General features: G+C 63.9%; 15 protein-coding genes. 13 read left to right on the forward strand and 2 right to left on the reverse strand.

What is annotated here, in order from left to right; all coding sequences use genetic code 11:
• Positions 1-101: 101 nt before the first annotated feature.
• The 10 genes from ACZBJS_RS19245 to ACZBJS_RS19290 all read left to right on the forward strand — a co-directional run bounded on the left by ACZBJS_RS19245 (position 102) and on the right by ACZBJS_RS19290 (position 11661).
• Positions 102-1352 (forward strand): transporter substrate-binding domain-containing protein, encoded by a 1251-nt coding sequence (locus ACZBJS_RS19245; RefSeq protein WP_057015919.1) that lies wholly within the window; start codon positions 102-104, stop codon positions 1350-1352.
• A gap of 129 nt (positions 1353-1481) precedes the next feature.
• The gene (gene urtB, locus ACZBJS_RS19250) at positions 1482-2351 is read left to right on the forward strand and encodes an urea ABC transporter permease subunit UrtB (protein WP_057015920.1); all 870 of its coding nucleotides are present in this window, start codon (positions 1482-1484) and stop codon (positions 2349-2351) included.
• Between the two features lie 16 nt (positions 2352-2367).
• Positions 2368-3507, forward strand: a complete 1140-nt coding sequence (urtC, locus tag ACZBJS_RS19255; protein ID WP_463439014.1) for an urea ABC transporter permease subunit UrtC — start codon at positions 2368-2370, stop codon at positions 3505-3507.
• Entirely contained in the window at positions 3504-4256 is a 753-nt protein-coding gene (urtD, locus tag ACZBJS_RS19260; protein WP_057015922.1) for an urea ABC transporter ATP-binding protein UrtD, read from the forward strand. The genes urtC and urtD overlap by 4 nt, the downstream gene beginning before the upstream one ends.
• Complete coding sequence (gene urtE, locus ACZBJS_RS19265) at positions 4249-4941, forward strand: urea ABC transporter ATP-binding subunit UrtE (RefSeq protein WP_463439015.1); 693 nt, start codon at positions 4249-4251, stop codon at positions 4939-4941. The genes urtD and urtE overlap by 8 nt, the downstream gene beginning before the upstream one ends.
• A 33-nt stretch (positions 4942-4974) precedes the next feature.
• A complete protein-coding gene (locus tag ACZBJS_RS19270; protein WP_028331418.1) occupies positions 4975-6012 on the forward strand; it encodes an aliphatic amidase in 1038 nt (345 codons plus the stop codon).
• A gap of 95 nt (positions 6013-6107) precedes the next feature.
• Positions 6108-7442 carry a purine-cytosine permease family protein gene (locus tag ACZBJS_RS19275; RefSeq protein ID WP_225647403.1) on the forward strand — a complete coding sequence of 445 codons (1335 nt, stop codon included), beginning with the start codon at positions 6108-6110 and terminating at the stop codon, positions 7440-7442.
• 34 nt (positions 7443-7476) lie between these two features.
• Positions 7477-8496 carry an alpha/beta fold hydrolase gene (locus tag ACZBJS_RS19280; RefSeq protein WP_225647402.1) on the forward strand — a complete coding sequence of 340 codons (1020 nt, stop codon included), beginning with the start codon at positions 7477-7479 and terminating at the stop codon, positions 8494-8496.
• Positions 8497-8530: 34 nt separating this feature from the next.
• A complete protein-coding gene (locus ACZBJS_RS19285; protein ID WP_051002629.1) occupies positions 8531-9358 on the forward strand; it encodes a CbbQ/NirQ/NorQ/GpvN family protein in 828 nt (275 codons plus the stop codon).
• Positions 9359-9372: 14 nt separating this feature from the next.
• A complete protein-coding gene (locus tag ACZBJS_RS19290) occupies positions 9373-11661 on the forward strand; it encodes a nitric oxide reductase activation protein NorD (RefSeq protein WP_463439016.1) in 2289 nt (762 codons plus the stop codon).
• Between the two features lie 10 nt (positions 11662-11671).
• Here the strand turns inward: ACZBJS_RS19290 and ACZBJS_RS19295 are convergent, their stop codons facing one another.
• Positions 11672-12259: an ANTAR domain-containing response regulator gene (locus ACZBJS_RS19295; RefSeq protein ID WP_057015927.1), complete on the reverse strand. Its 588-nt coding sequence runs from the start codon at positions 12257-12259 to the stop codon at positions 11672-11674.
• Entirely contained in the window at positions 12256-13419 is a 1164-nt protein-coding gene (locus ACZBJS_RS19300; RefSeq protein WP_463439017.1) for a transporter substrate-binding domain-containing protein, read from the reverse strand. Before ACZBJS_RS19300 ends, ACZBJS_RS19295 begins: the two co-directional genes overlap by 4 nt.
• Positions 13420-13842: 423 nt before the next feature.
• Here ACZBJS_RS19300 and ACZBJS_RS19305 point away from each other — a divergent pair, with 423 nt between their 5' ends.
• The 3 genes from ACZBJS_RS19305 to ACZBJS_RS19315 are packed head-to-tail and all read left to right on the forward strand — an operon-like array spanning position 13843 to position 17529.
• Entirely contained in the window at positions 13843-15243 is a 1401-nt protein-coding gene (locus ACZBJS_RS19305; protein WP_253624088.1) for an amidase, read from the forward strand.
• A 17-nt stretch (positions 15244-15260) separates the two neighbouring features.
• Entirely contained in the window at positions 15261-16256 is a 996-nt protein-coding gene (locus tag ACZBJS_RS19310; protein WP_463439018.1) for an acetamidase/formamidase family protein, read from the forward strand.
• Positions 16257-16314: 58 nt separating this feature from the next.
• A complete protein-coding gene (locus tag ACZBJS_RS19315) occupies positions 16315-17529 on the forward strand; it encodes an urea ABC transporter substrate-binding protein (RefSeq protein WP_141339913.1) in 1215 nt (404 codons plus the stop codon).
• Positions 17530-17610 lie beyond the last annotated feature (81 nt).

Consider the following 17610-nt stretch of genomic DNA (forward strand, 5'->3'; position numbering starts at 1 on the left):
AGCGCCGCCTTCGACACAACCGGCAACAAAGCCCTCCCAATGCTCGCGTAAGCGCGCATCGGGAGGGCTTTTTGTTTTTTCAGTCCTGAAGGGAGCTAGGGATGAGCATTTCACGGCGGACTTTGCTGAGGAATACCGCGGCGCTGGGCGCGTTTGCCGGCGCCGGACTGCCGCACATCTGGATCAAGAACGCCGACCTCGCTTACGCCGCCGGCGGCGAGATCAAGGTCGGCGTGCTGTTCTCGCTGACGGGAACGACCGCGATCATCGAGGAATCGCTCAACAAGGCGACGCTGCTCGCCATCGAGGAGATCAACGCCGCAGGCGGCATCAAGGGCAGCAAGATCGTGCCGATCGTCGAGGACCCCGCGTCCGATCCGGCGACCTTCTCGGAGAAGGCTCGCAAGCTCGTCGTCGGCGACAAATGCGTCAGTGTGTTCGGTTCCTACACCTCGGCAAGCCGCAAGGCGGTGCTGCCGGTGTTCGAGCGGCAGAACAATCTCTATTGGTATCCGACGCTCTATGAAGGCCGCGAGTGCTCGAAGAACGTCATCTACACCGGCGCGGTGCCGAACCAGCAGCAGGACGAGTTCGTGCCCTGGCTGGTCAAGAAGTTCGGCAAGAAGTTCTACCTGATCGGCTCCAACTACATCTATCCGAAGGAAGAGAACAACTACTGCAAGAAGCTGCTTGAGAAACTCGGCGGCGAGGTCGTGGCGGAAGAATATGTGCCGCTCGGCCATTCCGAATTCTCTTCCGTCATCAACAAGATCCGCTCGACTCAGCCGAACGTGATCTTTTCCACCGTGGTCGGCGATTCCGTGGTCGCGCTGCATCGTCAGTACAAGGCGGCCGGCCTCGATCCCGAGAAGATGCCGATGGCGAGTCTCACGACCTCCGAGAACGAAGTCGCTGCGATGGGCGGCGAGGCGGCCGCCGGTCACTTCACCTCGGCGCCTTACTTCATGGTGCACAAGTCGCCGGAGAACGAGAAGTTCGTCGAGGCTTACAAGAAGCGTTGGGGCGCCGACAAGGTGACGCATTTCGTGTCGGAGGCCTGCTACTTCCAGACCTACCTGTTCAAGCAGGCGGTCGAGAAGCTCGCGACCAGCGATCTCACGCCGCCGAACATCCGCGACGCGGTCAAGGGCCAGGAAGTGATTGCACCGCAGGGCAAGGTCCGGATCGAGCCGGAGAACCTGCACACCTGGCTGTGGCCCAAGATCGCGCAGGCGAAGTCGAACGGACAGTTCGAGATTCTCGTCGAGGCCAAGGAGTGGCTGAAGCCGGTGCCTTACGCGGCCTATCCCGGACAGTCATGCACCGAGAAGGGCTTGGTCGAGAAGAGCTGACGACGGGGGCTGACGAAGGCCGTCGGCGTGCGGCGCCGGCGGCCAGCGTCCCGAAACGAATGCTGCCTCTCGCACGAACGGGGGCGAGGGGCAGGGCGCACAATGCGAACATCGAAAGCGGATCCCGACGTGGACCAATTCATCGAACAAATCGTCACCGGCCTCAGCATCGGATCGATCCTGCTGCTGGTCGCGCTGGGCCTGTCGATCATCTACGGCTCGATGGGCATCATCAATCTCGCCCATGGCGAGTTCGTGATGCTGGGCGCTTACGCGGCCTGGGTGTTCCATACCTATCTCGGGCTCGGCCTGCTCGCGAGCCTGGTGCCGATCTTCTTCGTGGTCGCCGCGTTCGGCTGGGTCATTGAGCGTTACGTCCTAAGCCTGCTCAACAACCGGCCGCTGGACACGATCCTTGCGACCTGGGGCGTCGGCATCATGCTGCAGCAGGCGGTGCGGCTGATGGTCGGCAGCGAACTGCGCTACGTGCAGCTGCCGCCGGCGCTGTCCGACAGCATGGACGTGTTCGGCATCTCGGTATCGTCCTATCGGGTGTTCCTGTTCGTGGTGTCGATCGCACTGTTCGTGGCGACTTGGTTGCTGATGAACCGCACCACGGTCGGAATGAAGCTACGCGCGATCATCCAGGACCGTTCCGTCGCTGCCTCGTTCGGCATCAACGCCAAACGGGTCTATGCGCTGACCTTCGCCTACGGTGCGGGCCTTGCGGGACTGGCTGGCGCGCTGGTGTCGCCGCTGAAGAGCGTGTCGCCCGATATGGGCACCGGCTATGTGGTCGATGCCTTCATGGTGGTGGTGCTCGGCGGCGTGCAGAGCCTCGCCGGCACCGTGGCGAGCGCCTTCATCCTCGGCGAGCTCTCCGGCGGCATTGCCTTCCTGCAGAACGACACGGTGGCCAAGGCAATCGTGCTGCTCGCCATCGTCGTGCTCATCCGTTTCCGCCCCGAGGGGCTTTTCACCGCACGCGTGCGGGCCTGAGACAGATCGCTCATCTATGCCGTCGCATGTTTCTAACTCCAGCGGATTGCAGCGCCTGATCGCGCAGCTTGCACCGTTGCTCATTGTCTCTGCCGTGGTGTTCGCGCTGCCGGTGCTGCTCAACAACGACTTCCTGCTCAACAAGGTCGCGCGTTATCTGGTGCTGGGCATCCTCACGGTGTCGCTCGGGCTGTCCTGGGGATTCGGCGGCATCCTGAATCTCGGCCAGGCGATGAGCTTCGGGCTCGGCTCCTATGCCATGGCAATGGCGCTCAAGCTCAAGACCGTGCCGGTGCATACCGGAGCGAGCGGACTGCCGGACTTCATGGTCTGGAATAATGTCCAGCATTTGCCGTGGTTCTGGGAGCCGTTCCGCTCGCTGACCTTCGCGATCGCCGCGGGCCTGATCGTGCCGGCGCTGGTTGCGGCGGCGCTCGGCTGGTTCATGTTCCGGGGCCGCGTCACCGGCGTCTATGTCTCGATCATCACGCTCGCCACCATGGTGGTGATCAATCTCGTGATCATCGACCAGCAGAGCTACACCGGCGGCTTCAACGGCATCACCGATCTCGCCCAGCTCGAGACCTTCGGCGTCGCGTTCGATGCCTATGGCCGGGCTACCTATTATCTCGTGGCCAGCTGTGTCCTGCTCAGCCTGCTTGTCGCCTTTGCCTTCACGAGAACCAAGGCCGGACTGATCGTGCAGGCGATCCGCGACCATGAGAGCAGGGTGCGCTACTTCGGCTACGACGTCGCGCTCTACCAGATCTTCGTGTTCGCGCTGTCGGCGGCGATCGCGGGCCTTGCCGGCATGCTCTACACGGTGGTGATGGAGTTTGCCTCGCCGACCTTCCTCGGCGTGCAGCTCTCTCTTTCGGTGGTGGTGTGGTGCGCGGTCGGCGGCCGGCAGAGCCTGGTCGGCGCGTTCCTTGGCGCAGTGCTGGTGGCGGGCATGCAGGGCGCGCTGTCGGAGTCAGCGGCGTTCCTGGAAACCTGGACGCTGGTGATGGGCGCGCTGTTCGTGCTCGTGGTGCTGTTTTTGCCGAAGGGGCTCGCCGGCCTTGCGCAGGTCGTGCTGCGCTGGATCGTGCAGCGCCGCCATGCGGCCGCGGGCGGGGTGGCGCAAGGCGTCGGCCAGACGGAGGGCAGCACATGAGCTCCCATCTCGATCTCCGCGACGTGTCGGTCAGCTTCAACGGTTTCAAGGCGCTCAATTCACTCAACATGAGCGTGCGCAAGGGCGAGCTGCGCTGCCTGATCGGGCCGAACGGCGCGGGCAAGACCACCGCGCTGGACATCATCTGCGGCAAGGTCAAGCCGAGCGCCGGCACGGTGAGCTTCGATGGCACCGCGCTGCAGGATCTTGAGGAATACGAAATCGCCCGCGCCGGCGTCGGCCGCAAATTCCAGGTGCCGAGCGTGTTCCGCGAGCTGTCGGTCTCCGAGAACCTCGAAGTGGCGCGGGCGCGTCGCACCTCCGTGCTTGGCAATTTGCGCTGGAACATCGGCAATTCAGGACGCGAGCATGTCGAGCGTCTGGCCGAGCTGGTCGGGCTCACCGAGCAGCTCGACCGACCGGCCGCCTATCTGTCGCACGGTCAGACCCAGTGGCTGGAGATCGGCATGCTGGTCGCCCAGGACGCCGAGCTGATCCTGATGGACGAGCCTACCGCGGGCATGACGGCGCAGGAAACCCGCAAGACCGCCGAACTGTTCGCACGGCTGAAGGGCAAGCACACGCTGATCGTGGTCGAGCACGACATGGGCTTCGTCAAGGCGATCGGCGACATCATCTCCGTGATGCATATGGGCCAGATGCTGGCCGAGGGCACCGCGGCGGAAGTGGAGGCGCATCCGGAAGTGCGCCGCGCCTATCTCGGATCGGGAGGCATCAGCCATGCTTGAGCTGACCGACGTCGACGCCTTCTACGGCAACAGCCGCGCCCTGCAGGGCATCAACCTGATGGTTGGCAATGGCGAATTCCTCTCGGTGCTCGGCCGCAACGGCGTCGGCAAGACCACGCTGATGCGCAGCATCCTCGGCCTGATGGACCGGTGCACCGGACGGCTATCGCTCGACGGTGCCGACATCTCGCCGCTGCGGACCTATCAGCGCGCCAAGGCCGGTATTGCCTACGTGCCGCAGGGCCGCGGGATTTTGCCGCGCTTCACCGTGCGGGAGAACCTGACGCTCGGAACCTTCGCGGCGAAATCGGCCAACGGAATCGAGGAGTGGGTGCTCGAGCTGTTTCCGGTACTCAAGGACTTTCTCAATCGCTATGGCGGCAATCTCTCCGGCGGCCAGCAGCAGCAGCTTGCGATCGCGCGGGCGCTGCTGGCCAAGCCCAAGGTCATCCTGCTGGACGAGCCGACCGAGGGCATCCAGCCGAACATCGTCGAGCAGATCGAGGACGTGATCGTCAATCTCAATCGCGAGCGCGGCATCACGGTCGTGCTGGTCGAACAGAATGTCGCGTTCGCGCGGCGCGCGTCTCACCGCTTCGCGCTGCTCGAAAAGGGACGCGTCGTCGCCAAGGGCGCGATCGGTGAGCTCACCGATGATCTCATCCAGCTGCACATGGCCGTGTAGCGGGAATTATCGCTCAGGAAAGGGAGTCGAGACATGTTGCATGGAGACATATCGAGCAGCAAGGACACGGTCGGCGTTGCCGTGGTGAACTACAAGATGCCGCGCCTGCACACCAAGGCCGAGGTGCTGGATAACGCGCGCAACATCGCCAAGATGGTCGAGGGCATGAAACTCGGCCTTCCGGGCATGGACCTCGTGATCTTCCCGGAATACTCGACCCACGGCATCATGTACGACTCCAAGGAGATGTACGAGACGGCGTCGTCCGTGCCGGGCGAGGAGACCCGCATCTTCGCGGACGCCTGCCGCAAAGCGAAGGTCTGGGGTGTGTTCTCGCTGACCGGCGAGCGCCACGAGGAGCATCCCAACAAGGCGCCGTACAACACCCTGATCCTGATGAACGACAAGGGCGAGATCGTCCAGAAGTACCGCAAGATCATGCCGTGGGTACCGATCGAGGGCTGGTATCCCGGCGATTGCACCTACGTCTCGGACGGGCCGAAGGGGCTGAAGATCAGCCTGATCATCTGCGACGACGGCAACTATCCGGAGATCTGGCGTGACTGCGCGATGCGCGGTGCCGAGCTGATCGTGCGCTGCCAGGGCTACATGTATCCGGCCAAGGAGCAGCAGATCCAGATATCGAAGTCGATGGCCTGGGCCAACAACTGCTACGTCGCGGTCGCCAACGCCTCCGGCTTCGACGGCGTCTATTCCTACTTCGGCCATTCCGCGCTCATCGGTTTCGACGGAAGGACGCTCGGCGAGTGCGGCACGGAGGAGAACGGCATCCAGTACGCGCAGCTCTCGGTGTCGCTGATCCGCGACGCCCGCCGCAACATGCAGTCGCAGAACCATCTCTTCAAGCTGATGCACCGCGGCTATACCGGCCTGATCAACTCCGGCGACGGCGATCGGGGGCACGCGGTCTGCCCCTACACTTTCTACAAGAACTGGATCACGGACCCCGAGGGCACCCGGGAAATGGTCGAGGCCATGACCCGTCCGACCGTCGGAACCGACGAATGCCCGATCGAGGGCATTCCGAACCAGAAAGTCGCACATCGTTGAGTGACATCGATGATCGGCGCCGGCGCGATGTTTCGCGCCGGCGTGGTTCGATGCAACGGCGGACACTTCCTCGCGGAGGAAACAGGGGGGACATCATGAGCGGTCAATCGAATAGCGGGCTGGTTCAGCAGACCGAAGGGCAGATCGACGACCTTCTCGGCCATGAATTCGAGCACGAGCCGGTACCGATGAGCGCTCGGCGCAGCGCCTTCTCGGTCACGATGGTGTGGCTGGGCTTTCCGATGATCATCACCGGCGCGATGACCGGATCGCTGCTGGTGCTGGGCATGGGGTTCAAGAATGCGCTGGTGGCGATGATCGTCGGCAATCTGATCATGTTCGCCTATGTCGGCGCGCTCGGCCTGATCGGCACGAGGCGAGGCATGAACTTCGCGCTGATCGCGAGTATCGTGTTCGGAAAGAAGGGCTATGTGCTGGCATCGGGTCTGCTGTCGACCCTGCTGCTCGGCTGGTATGCGGTGCAGACCGGCATCACCGGCGCATTGATCTCCTCAACCTACGGCCTCAACTATGTGGCGATGACCATCGTTGCCGGCGTGCTCTATATCGGGATCACCTTCGTCGGCGTGAAGGGACTGCACTGGATCGGGCTGGCGTCGGTGCCGCTGTTTGTCGTGCTCGGCCTCTGGGTCGCGGCCGATGCCGCCTCGACCACGACGTCAGCGGCGATCTTTGGCTATGCCGGCAATAATGGCGTCGCCAGCATGTCGATGGGCGTCGGGCTTACGGTGGTGCTCGCGCTGTTCATCGACGCAGGCACGGTGACGGCGGACTTCAATCGCTGGGCGCCGAGCACGCGGTCCTCGCTGTTTGCCACGTTCAGCGCGTTTCCGTTCGCCAATCTGGTCGCGATGCTGGTCGGCGGCGTGATGACGGCGGCGCTCGCCGTGCCGAACGCCAACCCGTTCGGTGTCGACAACATGTTCGGCTACATGAACGGCAAGCAGCTCACCTGGCTCAGCATCCTCGCATTCATCTTCCTCTATGCCAATCTCGGCTCGGTCTGCTCGCATTGCCTGTACAACGCGGCCACCGGCTGGTCGCGCATCCTCGGGACCAATATGCGGCTGATGGCGGTGGTGCTCGGCGCGCTTGGCATCCTGGTTGCTGCCGGCAATGTCTGGGCGTTCTTCATCCAGTGGCTGTCGCTGCTCGGCATCCTCGTGCCGCCGATCGGTGCGATCATTCTGGTCGATCAGTATCTGCTACGGGCGGAGGCGCGTGCGGACGTCGACTGGCGTGCGAAGCCGTTCATCGCCTGGGGCATCGGGTCGCTGTTTGCCTTTGCGGTTGAAAACCTGATGCCGGGACTGTCCACTGCGATCTCCGCCGCGGTGGTCGCAGGCATCGTGTACGGTGCGATCGCACGGGTGGAGTCTCCGACTGAAAAGGTGGCGCGTCCGGCGTAAGCGATCAGCTCGATCAAGCAAGAAGGGTACATCAATGAGCGTCGACTATCAGATCCATGATCTCGGCAATTTGACCTTGCAGCGCGGCGCGACCATTCGCGACTGCAAGCTCGCCTACAAGACCTATGGCCAGCTCAACGCAGCCAAGGACAACGTCATCGTCTATCCGACCTGGTACTCCGGCCAGCACTACGACAATGAATGGCTGATCGGACCGGGCAGGGCGCTCGACCCGGCAAAGTACTTCATTATCATTCCGAACATGCTCGGCAACGGGCTGTCGTCGTCGCCGAGCAACACGCCGGAACCGTATAATGGACCGCGTTTTCCGCAGGTGACGGCCTATGACAATGTGCGCGCCCAGCACCGGCTGGTGACCGAGAAATTCGGCATCAAGCACATCCGTCTGGTGGTCGGCTGGTCGATGGGCGCGCTGCAGACGTTCCATTGGGGCGCGCTCTATCCCGATATGATGGATCTCCTGGCGCCGTTCTGCGGCTCGGCCAAATGCTCGCGGCACAACTTCGTGTTTCTCGAAGGCGTCAAGGCGGCACTCACCGCGGATGCTGCGTGGAAGGAGGGCTGGTACACCGACAAGCCGGCCCGCGGCCTGCGCGCCGCCGCGCGTGTCTATGCCGGCTGGGGCTTTTCGCAGGCCTTCTATCGCGAGCAGCTCGACATCAAGACGCTGGGCTATTCGTCGCTGGAGGATTTCCTGGTGGCGTTCTGGGAGGGCTTCTTCCTGCCCAAGGATCCCAACAACCTGCTGACCATGCTGTGGACCTGGCAGCACGGCGACATCAGCGACAACGAAATCTACAACGGCGACTTCAAGGCCGCGCTGCGGGCGATCAAGGCCAAGGCCTATGTCATGCCGGGACAGACCGATCTCTATTTCCCGCCGGAGGACAGCGCGTTCGAGGTCGAGAACATGCCGAACGCCAAGCTCGTGCCGGTACCGTCGATCTGGGGCCACTTCGCCGGCGGGCCGGGGACCAATCCGGTCGATGTCGACTTTATCGACGGCAAGCTCAAGGAGCTGCTCGCATCGTGATATCGACCGGTTGCGAACGGCTGCCTGCGCGATCATGGGAGGCGTGAGCTTGTCCAATCCCGCTTTGCTGCTTGATCAATACCGCATCCGGGAAGAGCCGTATTACCGGCCGCTCAAGGATGAGGTCGAACTGTTCGGTGCGGCCTATGCCAACCGCATGCCGGTGATGCTGAAAGGGCCCACCGGCTGCGGCAAGACCCGCTTCATCGAATATATGGCGTGGCGGCTCGGCCGCCCGCTGATTACGGTCGCCTGCCACGAGGACATGACGGCGGCGGATCTGGTGGGGCGCTGGCTGCTTGACGCAGAGGGCACGGTGTGGAGCGACGGGCCGCTCACCACAGCGGTGCGTCTTGGCGCGATCTGTTACCTCGACGAGATCGTCGAGGCGCGCCAGGACACGACGGTCGTGATCCATCCCTTGACCGACGATCGTCGTGTGCTGCCGCTGGAAAAGCGCGGTGAATTGATCCACGCCCATTCCGACTTCCAGCTCGTGATTTCCTACAATCCGGGCTACCAGAGCGCGATCAAGGACCTCAAGGAATCCACCAAGCAGCGCTTCGCGGCGCTGGATTTCGGCTATCCGGATCGGCCGGCCGAAACCGAGGTGGTGTCGCGCGAAGCCGGCATCGAGCCGAACCTCGCCGATCTCCTGGTGAAGATCGCCCAGCACAGCCGCAACCTGAAGGGTCAGGGGCTCGACGAAGGCGCCTCGACCCGGATGCTGGTCAATGCCGGCCGACTGATCGGATGCGGCATCAGCCTCGAAAAGGCCTGCGAGACCACGATCGTCGTTCCCCTGACCGATGATGCGGACACCAGGAACACGTTGCGCGACGTGATCTCGGCCTGTGGGTAAGTGGAAGATTGCAGGTGGCGGTCGCGCAAATCAGTTCGCTCGATAGCTTCCGGTCCGGACGTCGGCTTGCGGCACTCTTGCGCGGCCATGACGATGTAGCTGCGGCGGTGCAGACAGCGCGTACCGCTCTGCAGCGAACTGGTTGGTTCGATCACCTGGCGGTCTGGGACGAGGCCGTGCACGCCCTGTTCGAGGCCAATCTCGGTCAAGCCGTGGTGCAGGGTTTTCTGCGTCTATCGGAGCAATGGCCGGCGCAGCGATCGGCCGATGATCTGATCGCGATCGGCCGCGCGGTCAGGGACATCGGCTGCGGTGCCGGAAGCCGCGTCGCCCATGCCTTGCTGACCGAATTGTCCAAGGTGCTGCCCCGGCTTGCGGGTGCAGGAGAACTCACCGCGGTTCTCGCCGCGCTCGACGAACTCGCAGCCACCGGGCCGGAGTCGGCGGGGCTCGCGATCGGCCGGCTGGGGCAGTTTCTGACGCATGCCGGCGGCGAGGAGTTTGCGGCGTGGGTCTCCGCTGGCTTGCGCGCCAGTGGCAGTCGCGCATCGCGCCGCCGCGCCTATTTCGCGCTCGACGATCAGCTTTCGGCGCAGCTGTTCGCAGCCGGTCGGAGCGGGGATGATTTCGCGCGGCTGGAGAAGCGCCTCGCTGCAACCACGATCGCGTTGTGGAACAGAAAGCCGCGTTTCCGCAAACTTGCCGTTGCACCGACGCCGGTGCCGCGGCGGACCTCACTCGCCGCCGGCCTCGTCGGTCTTCCGCAGACCTTTCCCGGCTTCGAGGGCGAGGCGGCCGACGCCGTTTATCTCGCGGCGGTCGCGCATGCCGGCGCGCATCTGGTGCATTCCACCACCCGCTTTCCGGTGAGGCGACTGAAGGCGCTGCAGATCGCGCTGGTCTCGCTGATCGAGGATGCCCGGGTCGAGGCGCTGGCGCTCCACCGGATGCCGGGGCTGCGCCGGCTGTGGCTGCCATTTCACAGCGCGACGCCAGCCGGCCAGGCAACCGCAGCCGGACTGATGATGCGGCTGGCGCGGGCGCTGATCGATCCCGATTATCAGGATCCGGATGCGTGGGTGACCAAGGGGCGGACGCTGTTTGCCGCTGCCGCCGGCCGCTGGACCGATCCCGCCATCAGCCGCGAGATCGGTGGTTTGCTCGGCAACGACATCGGGCAGATGCGGCTGCAGTTCAACGCCAAGAGCTACGTCGTCGAACCTGCCTATCGCGACGACAATCTGGCGCTGTGGGATTTCGGCGACCAGCGGGACAGTCCGGCCGAGACGATCGAACTTGCCGTCGATTCCGTCCGGATCGAGCGGCGCGACGATGCGGTGGGCCAATCGACCGACGACAACGCCAAGCCGGACGAGACGCTGCGCGCGAAGGCCAGTGCGGTAACGCTGCTGGACGGGTTTCCGGTCGCGACCTACCCGGAATGGGACTATGCGGCGCGTACCGAGCGGCCGGACTGGACCACGATTCTGGAAGCCGACGCCGCCGTTTCCGCGCAGCCCTTCGATTCCTCGACGGACGCCGAGGCGATGCGCTGGATCACGGAGTTGACCCGCGACGCGTCGATTGGCCGCCGGATCAGACACAAGGGCCAGCGCGACGGCGACGCGCTCGACATTGACGCGGCGATCGCCCTGACGATCGAGCGGCGAACCGGCAATATCAGCGAACCCAGGGTCTACCAGCGCGATGCACCCGGACCGCGCGATCTCGCCATCCTGCTGCTGCTGGACCTGTCGCATTCGACCGCCGACCGTGACCGCCGCGGCCGGACGGTCCTCGACGTCGAACGCAAGGCGGCCGCGATCATGGCGGCGGCGGTCGAGGCCGCCAATGATGCGATCGCGGTGCATGGTTTCAGCTCCGACGGCCGCGAGCGCGTGCGCTATCTGCGCATCAAGGGCTTTGCGGAGCCGATGGACGCCGTGGTTCGTTCACGTCTCGCGGGTCTTGGCAGCAGCCATTCCACCCGGCTGGGCGCGGCATTGCGCCATGCCGGGGGCTACCTCGCGGAACGACGCGCGTTCCGGAAAGTGCTGCTGGTTCTGACTGACGGCGAGCCGTCCGACGTCGACGTGCCGGACAGGCAATATCTCGTCGAGGACGCCCGCCGGGCCGCGCAGCAGCTGCGGCGGCGCGGCACCGATATCTTTGCCTTCGGCATCGGTGAGCACAGATTTCCCCAGCTCGATCGGATTTTCGGCGAGCGCTATGCGCTCCGGGTGCCGCGCATCGAGGTGTTGCCGCAACGGGTGATGCAGCTCTACGCGGAACTGAAGAAATAGACGACCGGCTCTAGCCCGTTGCCCGGGGCAGGGAGCCCTTTGCGGTGATCTCCGCCGAAAGTTCCTCGATCGTCTTGCGCTGCTCCATGGCGGCGCGGCGGATCAGCGCAAAGGCCGCCGGCTCGGCCAGCGCATGGCTGTGCATGACCTGAAGGACCGCGGCAAGCACGACGCGGCGGGATCGCAGCCGCTGCTCCAGCTTGAGCACCTGCTGCTTGAGCTCGCTGGTGCGCTCGCTTCGCTCGAAAGCCAGGACGAGCGCGGCATAGATGCCGGCCGATCGCAGCGGCTTCACCAGGAATGACGCCGGATCGAGGTCGAGCACCAGCTTCAGACGGCTTGGCGTCTCGGTGCCGAGCAGGGCGATGACCGGGCTTCGTCCAAGCGACGTCCGCTGTGCCGGCGAGGTGAGCGGCAGGAACTCGTCATCGATCAGCGTCACGTCGGGACGGCAGTCGATACTGGCACCGGGCTCCCATATGACGATCTCGATCCCGAGGCGCTCGAACTGCCGCCTGACGATCGAGGCATCGCGCTCATCCTTGATGGCGACGAGCGCCTTGCGGCCCCGCAGCGAAAATGAAGACGGTTTGCTCATTTCACAACCCGCAAATGCGGCGCATTCGGCAACGTTCCATCCCTTGCCGGGCTGGCGGCGATGTCGAGCTGCGTCAGATAGGGATCCGGTCTAACCGGCGCTTCAGCTTCCCAGAAGATGTCAAACTGTCCTTCGGCGTTCGAGACGGCCAGCCGCGGCGTCAGGACGCAGTGGTTGTTGCTGCCGTCGATCCAGACCGGACCTTGCGGCGAATTGTAGCGATGGCCGGCCGCGGCGCGCCGCACCTCGCCGATATCGGATGTGCCCGCGCGCTGCAGCGCCCGGGCCAGCAGATAGACCGCGACATAGGCGGATTGCCCGTCGACGGACGGGCTGCTGTGCTCGCCGTGGCGCGCCTTCCAGCGCGCCACGAAGGCACGGTTCTCGGGCAGGCGAATGCTCTCGAAATAGGCCGACGATGTGATGCATCCGGCCGATGCAGGACCCGCGATCTTGAGCTCGGGCTCGCACAGGCTGCAGCTCAGCATCGGGATCTCGAGGCCAGCCGCGGCGGTCGCCGCATGAAAGGCGCGGATGAATTCGTAACTCGAACTGCCGACCAAGGTGTTGAAGACGACCGGCGGCCGGCGCCGCACGATCTCGTCCACGATGTGCGTGACCGCGCTTTCACCAAGTTCGAGCAGGCGTTCGGCGAGAATGCGTCCTTTGGCCGCCGTCACCAGCTCGCGGGTGACGCGATTGGTTTCCCAGGTCCAGACGTAGTTGGAGCCGACACAGAAGATCTCGCGCGACAGATTATCGAGCACGTAACGCACCAGCGGCAGTACGTTGTGATTGGGTGAGGCGCCTACATAGATGACATTGTCGGAGCATTCGAACCCCTCGTAGCGCGCCGGATACCAGAGCAGGCGGTCGGTACGCTCGACGATCGGCAGCACCTGCTTGCGCGAGGCCGAGGTGTAGCAGCCGATGATATGCTCGACGCCGACGTTGCGAATGAGGTCGTCGCAGACCGTGTGGTACTCCGAAATGATTCCGCGGGGATCGCGGACATGCGCCGATATCGCGAAGTCGAATTCGTCCTGATTGTTGATTTCGTCGACCGCCATCATGGCGCTCTTCAGGATCTCGCGTCCCATGGCCTGATAGGGCCCGTGCTGCGAGCAGATGATGCCGACTGGAATGGAGGGCTTGGTCATTGAGTACTTTCGGCCGCGCAACGCATCAAGGAAATCATCTTCGCAGAGGTCGGTGCAAGAGGTCATGCCGATTTGCTGCGCATGCACCTCGCGAAATTTGTGCAGCCAGCCTCGTTGACAACGCGCTGCACACCTCCTTAGAATTTTCTCCTACAGGGCTTCCTGTCGAACCTTGCGTGCGTCGATCTGGCCGATGACGTCCCGATCGCCGCGCAGAGTGCTCCGTTCGACTCCGGACCCATGCGATAGTTCATAGCCGCGGCATTTGGGCCATTCGTCACCTTCGTTTCGGAGGGGCGGGTGGTTTTTTGCTTTTGCCGCTAAACAAATTGGCGACACGTCCGTGCCGCCAAGCCGGAGGCGCATGCGCGGTGATGGGCAGTGCCTGCGCTTGCGTCATGTCAAGTGCGGGGATGAGAAACGATGCCGACGACGGATCTTCACTATCTCGGGCTCATTGAGATCGGGCAGCAAATCCAGGCCAAAAAGCTCTCGCCGGTCGAGGTGACCAAGGCGATGCTCGGGCGGATCGAGCAGCTCGACGGCAAGCTCAAGAGCTACGCCTATGTGATGGGCGAGGCGGCGCTGGCCGAAGCGGCGGCAGCCGAGAAGGACATCGCGTCCGGCAAGATCAAGGGACCGCTCCACGGCGTGCCGATCGCCGTCAAGGATTTGTGCTGGGCCAAGGGCGCTCCGGCCGCGCATGGCATGACCATTCACCGGGACTTCCGGCCGAGCGAGGATGCCACGGTCGTCGCGAGATTGAAGGATGCCGGCGCTGTCATCCTCGGCAAGCTGCAGCAGACCGAGGGCGCCTATGCCGACCATCACCCGAAGATCGATCCGCCGAAGAATCCGTGGAATGCGGATTTGTGGTCGGGCGCATCGTCGAGCGGTTCCGGCGTCGCCACCGCCGCGGGGCTTTGCTTCGGCTCGCTTGGCACCGATACGGGCGGCTCGATCCGTTTTCCATCGGCCGCCAACGGCATCACCGGGCTGAAGCCGACCTGGGGACGCGTGAGCCGTTATGGCGCGTTCGAACTCGCGGCAACGCTCGATCACATCGGGCCGATGGCGCGCAGCGCGGCCGATTGCGGCGCGATCCTCGCCGTGATTGCCGGCCAGGATCCCAAGGACACCACCTCCGTGCCGCTGCCTGTGCCGAACTATCTCGCCGGCCTGTCCGGCGATTTGCGCGGCGTGACGATCGGGGTTGATCGGCGCTGGACCATCGAAGGCACCGACGAGGCTGCCGGCAAGGTGCTCAGCGAAGGGCTGCGCGTTGCTGCCGATCTGGGCGCGAAGATCAAGGACATCACGTTTCCTGATCCCAAGGCCGTCATCGAGGACTGGTTCCCCTTGTGCGGCATCGAAGTGGCGGTCGCGCACGAAGAGACCTATCCCGCACGCAAGGACGAATATGGTCCGGCGCTCGCCGGCCTGCTCGATCTCGGCCGGGCGCAATCCGGCATGAATTACCAGAAGATCGTGCTGCGGCGCGAAGCGTTCCGCGGCGCGGTGCGGCTGTTGTTCGAGACGGTCGATCTGATCGCCGTTCCGGCCCAGGCGTTCGCTGCGCCGACATTGGCCAAGATGGCGGCGCTGGGTGAGGATCCGTCGCTGATTACCGGGCTGCTGCGCTTCACCTGTCCGTTCGACATGACCGGCAGCCCGACCGTGACGCTTCCCGGCGGCTTCGCGCCGAACGGCGGGCCGATCGCCTTCCAGTTCGTCGGCCGCCACTTCGACGAAGCAAGCCTCGTTCGCGCGGGCGATGCCTTCCAGCGCGTCACCGACTGGCACAAGCGCCATCCCGCGATCTGAATTGAGGAGCCGACCGCATGACCGAAGATTGGTTGAAGAGTTCCATCATGGCCAAGCGCGCCCTTGCCAAGGGCGCGATCGGTACGACCCATAGCCTGACGATCGAGCAGCAGGGTGGCTTCCATTACGTCTATGGGCCCTATGCCAAGCCGACCCTGTCGATCGACCCGGGTGGGGTCGTCGTTGTCGAAACCGAAGACGCCTTCGGCGGCGTGCTCACCAGCGAAAGCGACAGTCCTACGGCGAAGCTGAACTTCCCCTATCTGAACCCGCAATGCGGGCCGATCGCGGTCAAGGGCGCCAAGAAGGGTGATTGCCTCGCCGTCTATATCCGCGACGTCGAGACCCGCGGCGCGCAGCCGGCCGGAACGACCTGCATCATTCCGGAATTCGGCGGCCTGGTCGGGACCGCATCCACGGCGCTGCTCAATCCGCCGCTGCCGGAACGCGTCAGGAAGTTGCATGTCGACCGCAACGGCGTGCGCTGGAACGAAAAGATCACGCTGCCCTATGAGCCGTTCATCGGCACGATCGGCGTCTCGCCCGAGATCGAGGCGATTTCCTCGCTGCAGCCCGATTATCACGGCGGCAACATGGACCTGCCCGACGTTGCACCGGGCGCGATTATCTATCTGCCGGTGCATGCCGAAGGCGGGCTGCTCTATGTCGGCGACTGCCACGCCACGCAGGGCGACGGCGAACTCTCGGGCGTCGCGCTGGAGCAGCGCGCGACGGTGACGCTGCAGATCGATCTGATCAAGAACTGGAGCTTCGCCTGGCCGCGGCTCGAGACGCGCGACTTCATCATGACTATCGGCAGCGCGCGCCCGCTCGAGGACGCGGCGCGCATCGCCTATCGCGAGCTCGTGCGCTGGATGAGCGCCGATTACGGCTTCGACGAGATCGACGCCTACATGCTGCTCAGCCAGGCCGGCCGCATGCGGCTCGGCAACATGGTCGATCCCAAATACACGATGGGGGCGTCGATCCTGAAGAATTACCTCAAGGCGTGACTTCAAACATCCTTCAACGACAGAGGACATCGCGATGTATTCGGGGCGTATAGTCGGAATGGCTTTGCTTGGTGCAATGCTCGGGACCGCGGCAATAGGTGCCGCCCAGGCGGCGGAGCCGCCGCTGAAGGTCGGCTTGCTGGAGGACGTCTCCGGCGATCTCGCCTTCATGGGCATGCCGAAGCTGCACGGCTCGCAGCTGGCGGTCGAGGAGATCAACAAGAGCGGCGGCATTCTCGGCCGGCAGATCGAGCTGATCCATCTCGATCCCCAGGGTGACAATGCCCGCTATCAGGAGTTCGGCCGACGGCTGCTCAATCGCGACAAGGTCGACGTGCTGATCGGTGGCATCACCTCGGCATCGCGCGAGGCATTGCGCCCGATCGTCGATCGCACCACCACGCCGTACTTCTATACGAACCAGTATGAAGGCGGTGTCTGCGACGCCAGCATGATCAGCATGGGTGCGGTGCCGGAGCAGCAGTTCTCGACCCTGATCCCCTGGATGGTCCAGAAGTTCGGCAAGAAGGTCTACGTCATCGCAGCCGACTACAATTTCGGCCAGATCTCCGCGGAGTGGAACCGCAAGATCATGAAGGACCTCGGCGGCGAGGTCGTGGGCGAGGAATTCATCCCGCTCGGCGTGTCGCAGTTCGCGCAGACGATCCAGAACATCCAGAAGGCGAAGCCGGACTGGCTGCTGACGATCAATGTCGGCGCGGCGCAGGACTCGTTCTTCGAACAGGCAGCCGCGGCCAACCTCAACCTGCCGATGGGCTCTTCGATCAAGATCATGCTCGGCTTCGAGCATAAGCGGTTCAAGCCGCCGGCGCTCAACAACATGCATGCGACCGCGAACTGGTTCGAGGAGATCGATACCCCCGAAGCCAATGACTTCAAGAAGCGCTGGCACGCAAAATTCCCCGACGAGCTTTACATCAACGACATGGGCTACAACGCCTATAACGCGCTCTACATGTACAAGGCGCTGGTCGAGAAGGCCAAGTCGACCAAGCTCGAGGACATGCGCAAGGTGATCGCAACGGGGGATGCCTGCATCGAGGCTCCCGAGGGCAAGGTCTGCATCGACCCGAAGAGCCAGCATACGTCGCACCGCATGCGCCTGATCTCGGTCGGGCCCAAGCATGAGGTGACGGTAGAGAAGGACTACGGCACGATCCAGCCATACTGGCTTGGCGAGATCGGCTGCGACCTCACCAAGAAGAACGACAAGGATCAGTACACGCCGAGTCATCTTCCCAGCAAGTCGTGATGCGCGCAGGCACGAATCTTGCTCGTGTTTGCACCGCGGCTTTGAGGCGAGCCGGCGCCGCAATGATGCGGCGCCGCGATC

It is taken from the genome of Bradyrhizobium sp. KZN70725, from assembly GCF_055264925.1.

Excerpts from the sequence above, each read along its gene's own strand:
- ACZBJS_RS19245 (WP_057015919.1), top strand. The coding sequence starts at position 102 with ATGAGCATTTCACGGCGGACTTTGCTGAGGAATACCGCGGCGCTGGGC.
- urtC (WP_463439014.1), top strand. The coding sequence starts at position 2,368 with ATGCCGTCGCATGTTTCTAACTCCAGCGGATTGCAGCGCCTGATCGCG.
- urtD (WP_057015922.1), top strand. The coding sequence starts at position 3,504 with ATGAGCTCCCATCTCGATCTCCGCGACGTGTCGGTCAGCTTCAACGGT.
- urtE (WP_463439015.1), top strand. The coding sequence starts at position 4,249 with ATGCTTGAGCTGACCGACGTCGACGCCTTCTACGGCAACAGCCGCGCC.
- ACZBJS_RS19270 (WP_028331418.1), top strand. The coding sequence starts at position 4,975 with ATGTTGCATGGAGACATATCGAGCAGCAAGGACACGGTCGGCGTTGCC.
- ACZBJS_RS19275 (WP_225647403.1), top strand. The coding sequence starts at position 6,108 with ATGAGCGGTCAATCGAATAGCGGGCTGGTTCAGCAGACCGAAGGGCAG.
- ACZBJS_RS19280 (WP_225647402.1), top strand. The coding sequence starts at position 7,477 with ATGAGCGTCGACTATCAGATCCATGATCTCGGCAATTTGACCTTGCAG.
- ACZBJS_RS19285 (WP_051002629.1), top strand. The coding sequence starts at position 8,531 with ATGGGAGGCGTGAGCTTGTCCAATCCCGCTTTGCTGCTTGATCAATAC.
- ACZBJS_RS19295 (WP_057015927.1), bottom strand. The coding sequence starts at position 12,259 with ATGAGCAAACCGTCTTCATTTTCGCTGCGGGGCCGCAAGGCGCTCGTC.
- ACZBJS_RS19300 (WP_463439017.1), bottom strand. The coding sequence starts at position 13,419 with ATGACCAAGCCCTCCATTCCAGTCGGCATCATCTGCTCGCAGCACGGG.
- ACZBJS_RS19305 (WP_253624088.1), top strand. The coding sequence starts at position 13,843 with ATGCCGACGACGGATCTTCACTATCTCGGGCTCATTGAGATCGGGCAG.
- ACZBJS_RS19310 (WP_463439018.1), top strand. The coding sequence starts at position 15,261 with ATGACCGAAGATTGGTTGAAGAGTTCCATCATGGCCAAGCGCGCCCTT.
- ACZBJS_RS19315 (WP_141339913.1), top strand. The coding sequence starts at position 16,315 with ATGGCTTTGCTTGGTGCAATGCTCGGGACCGCGGCAATAGGTGCCGCC.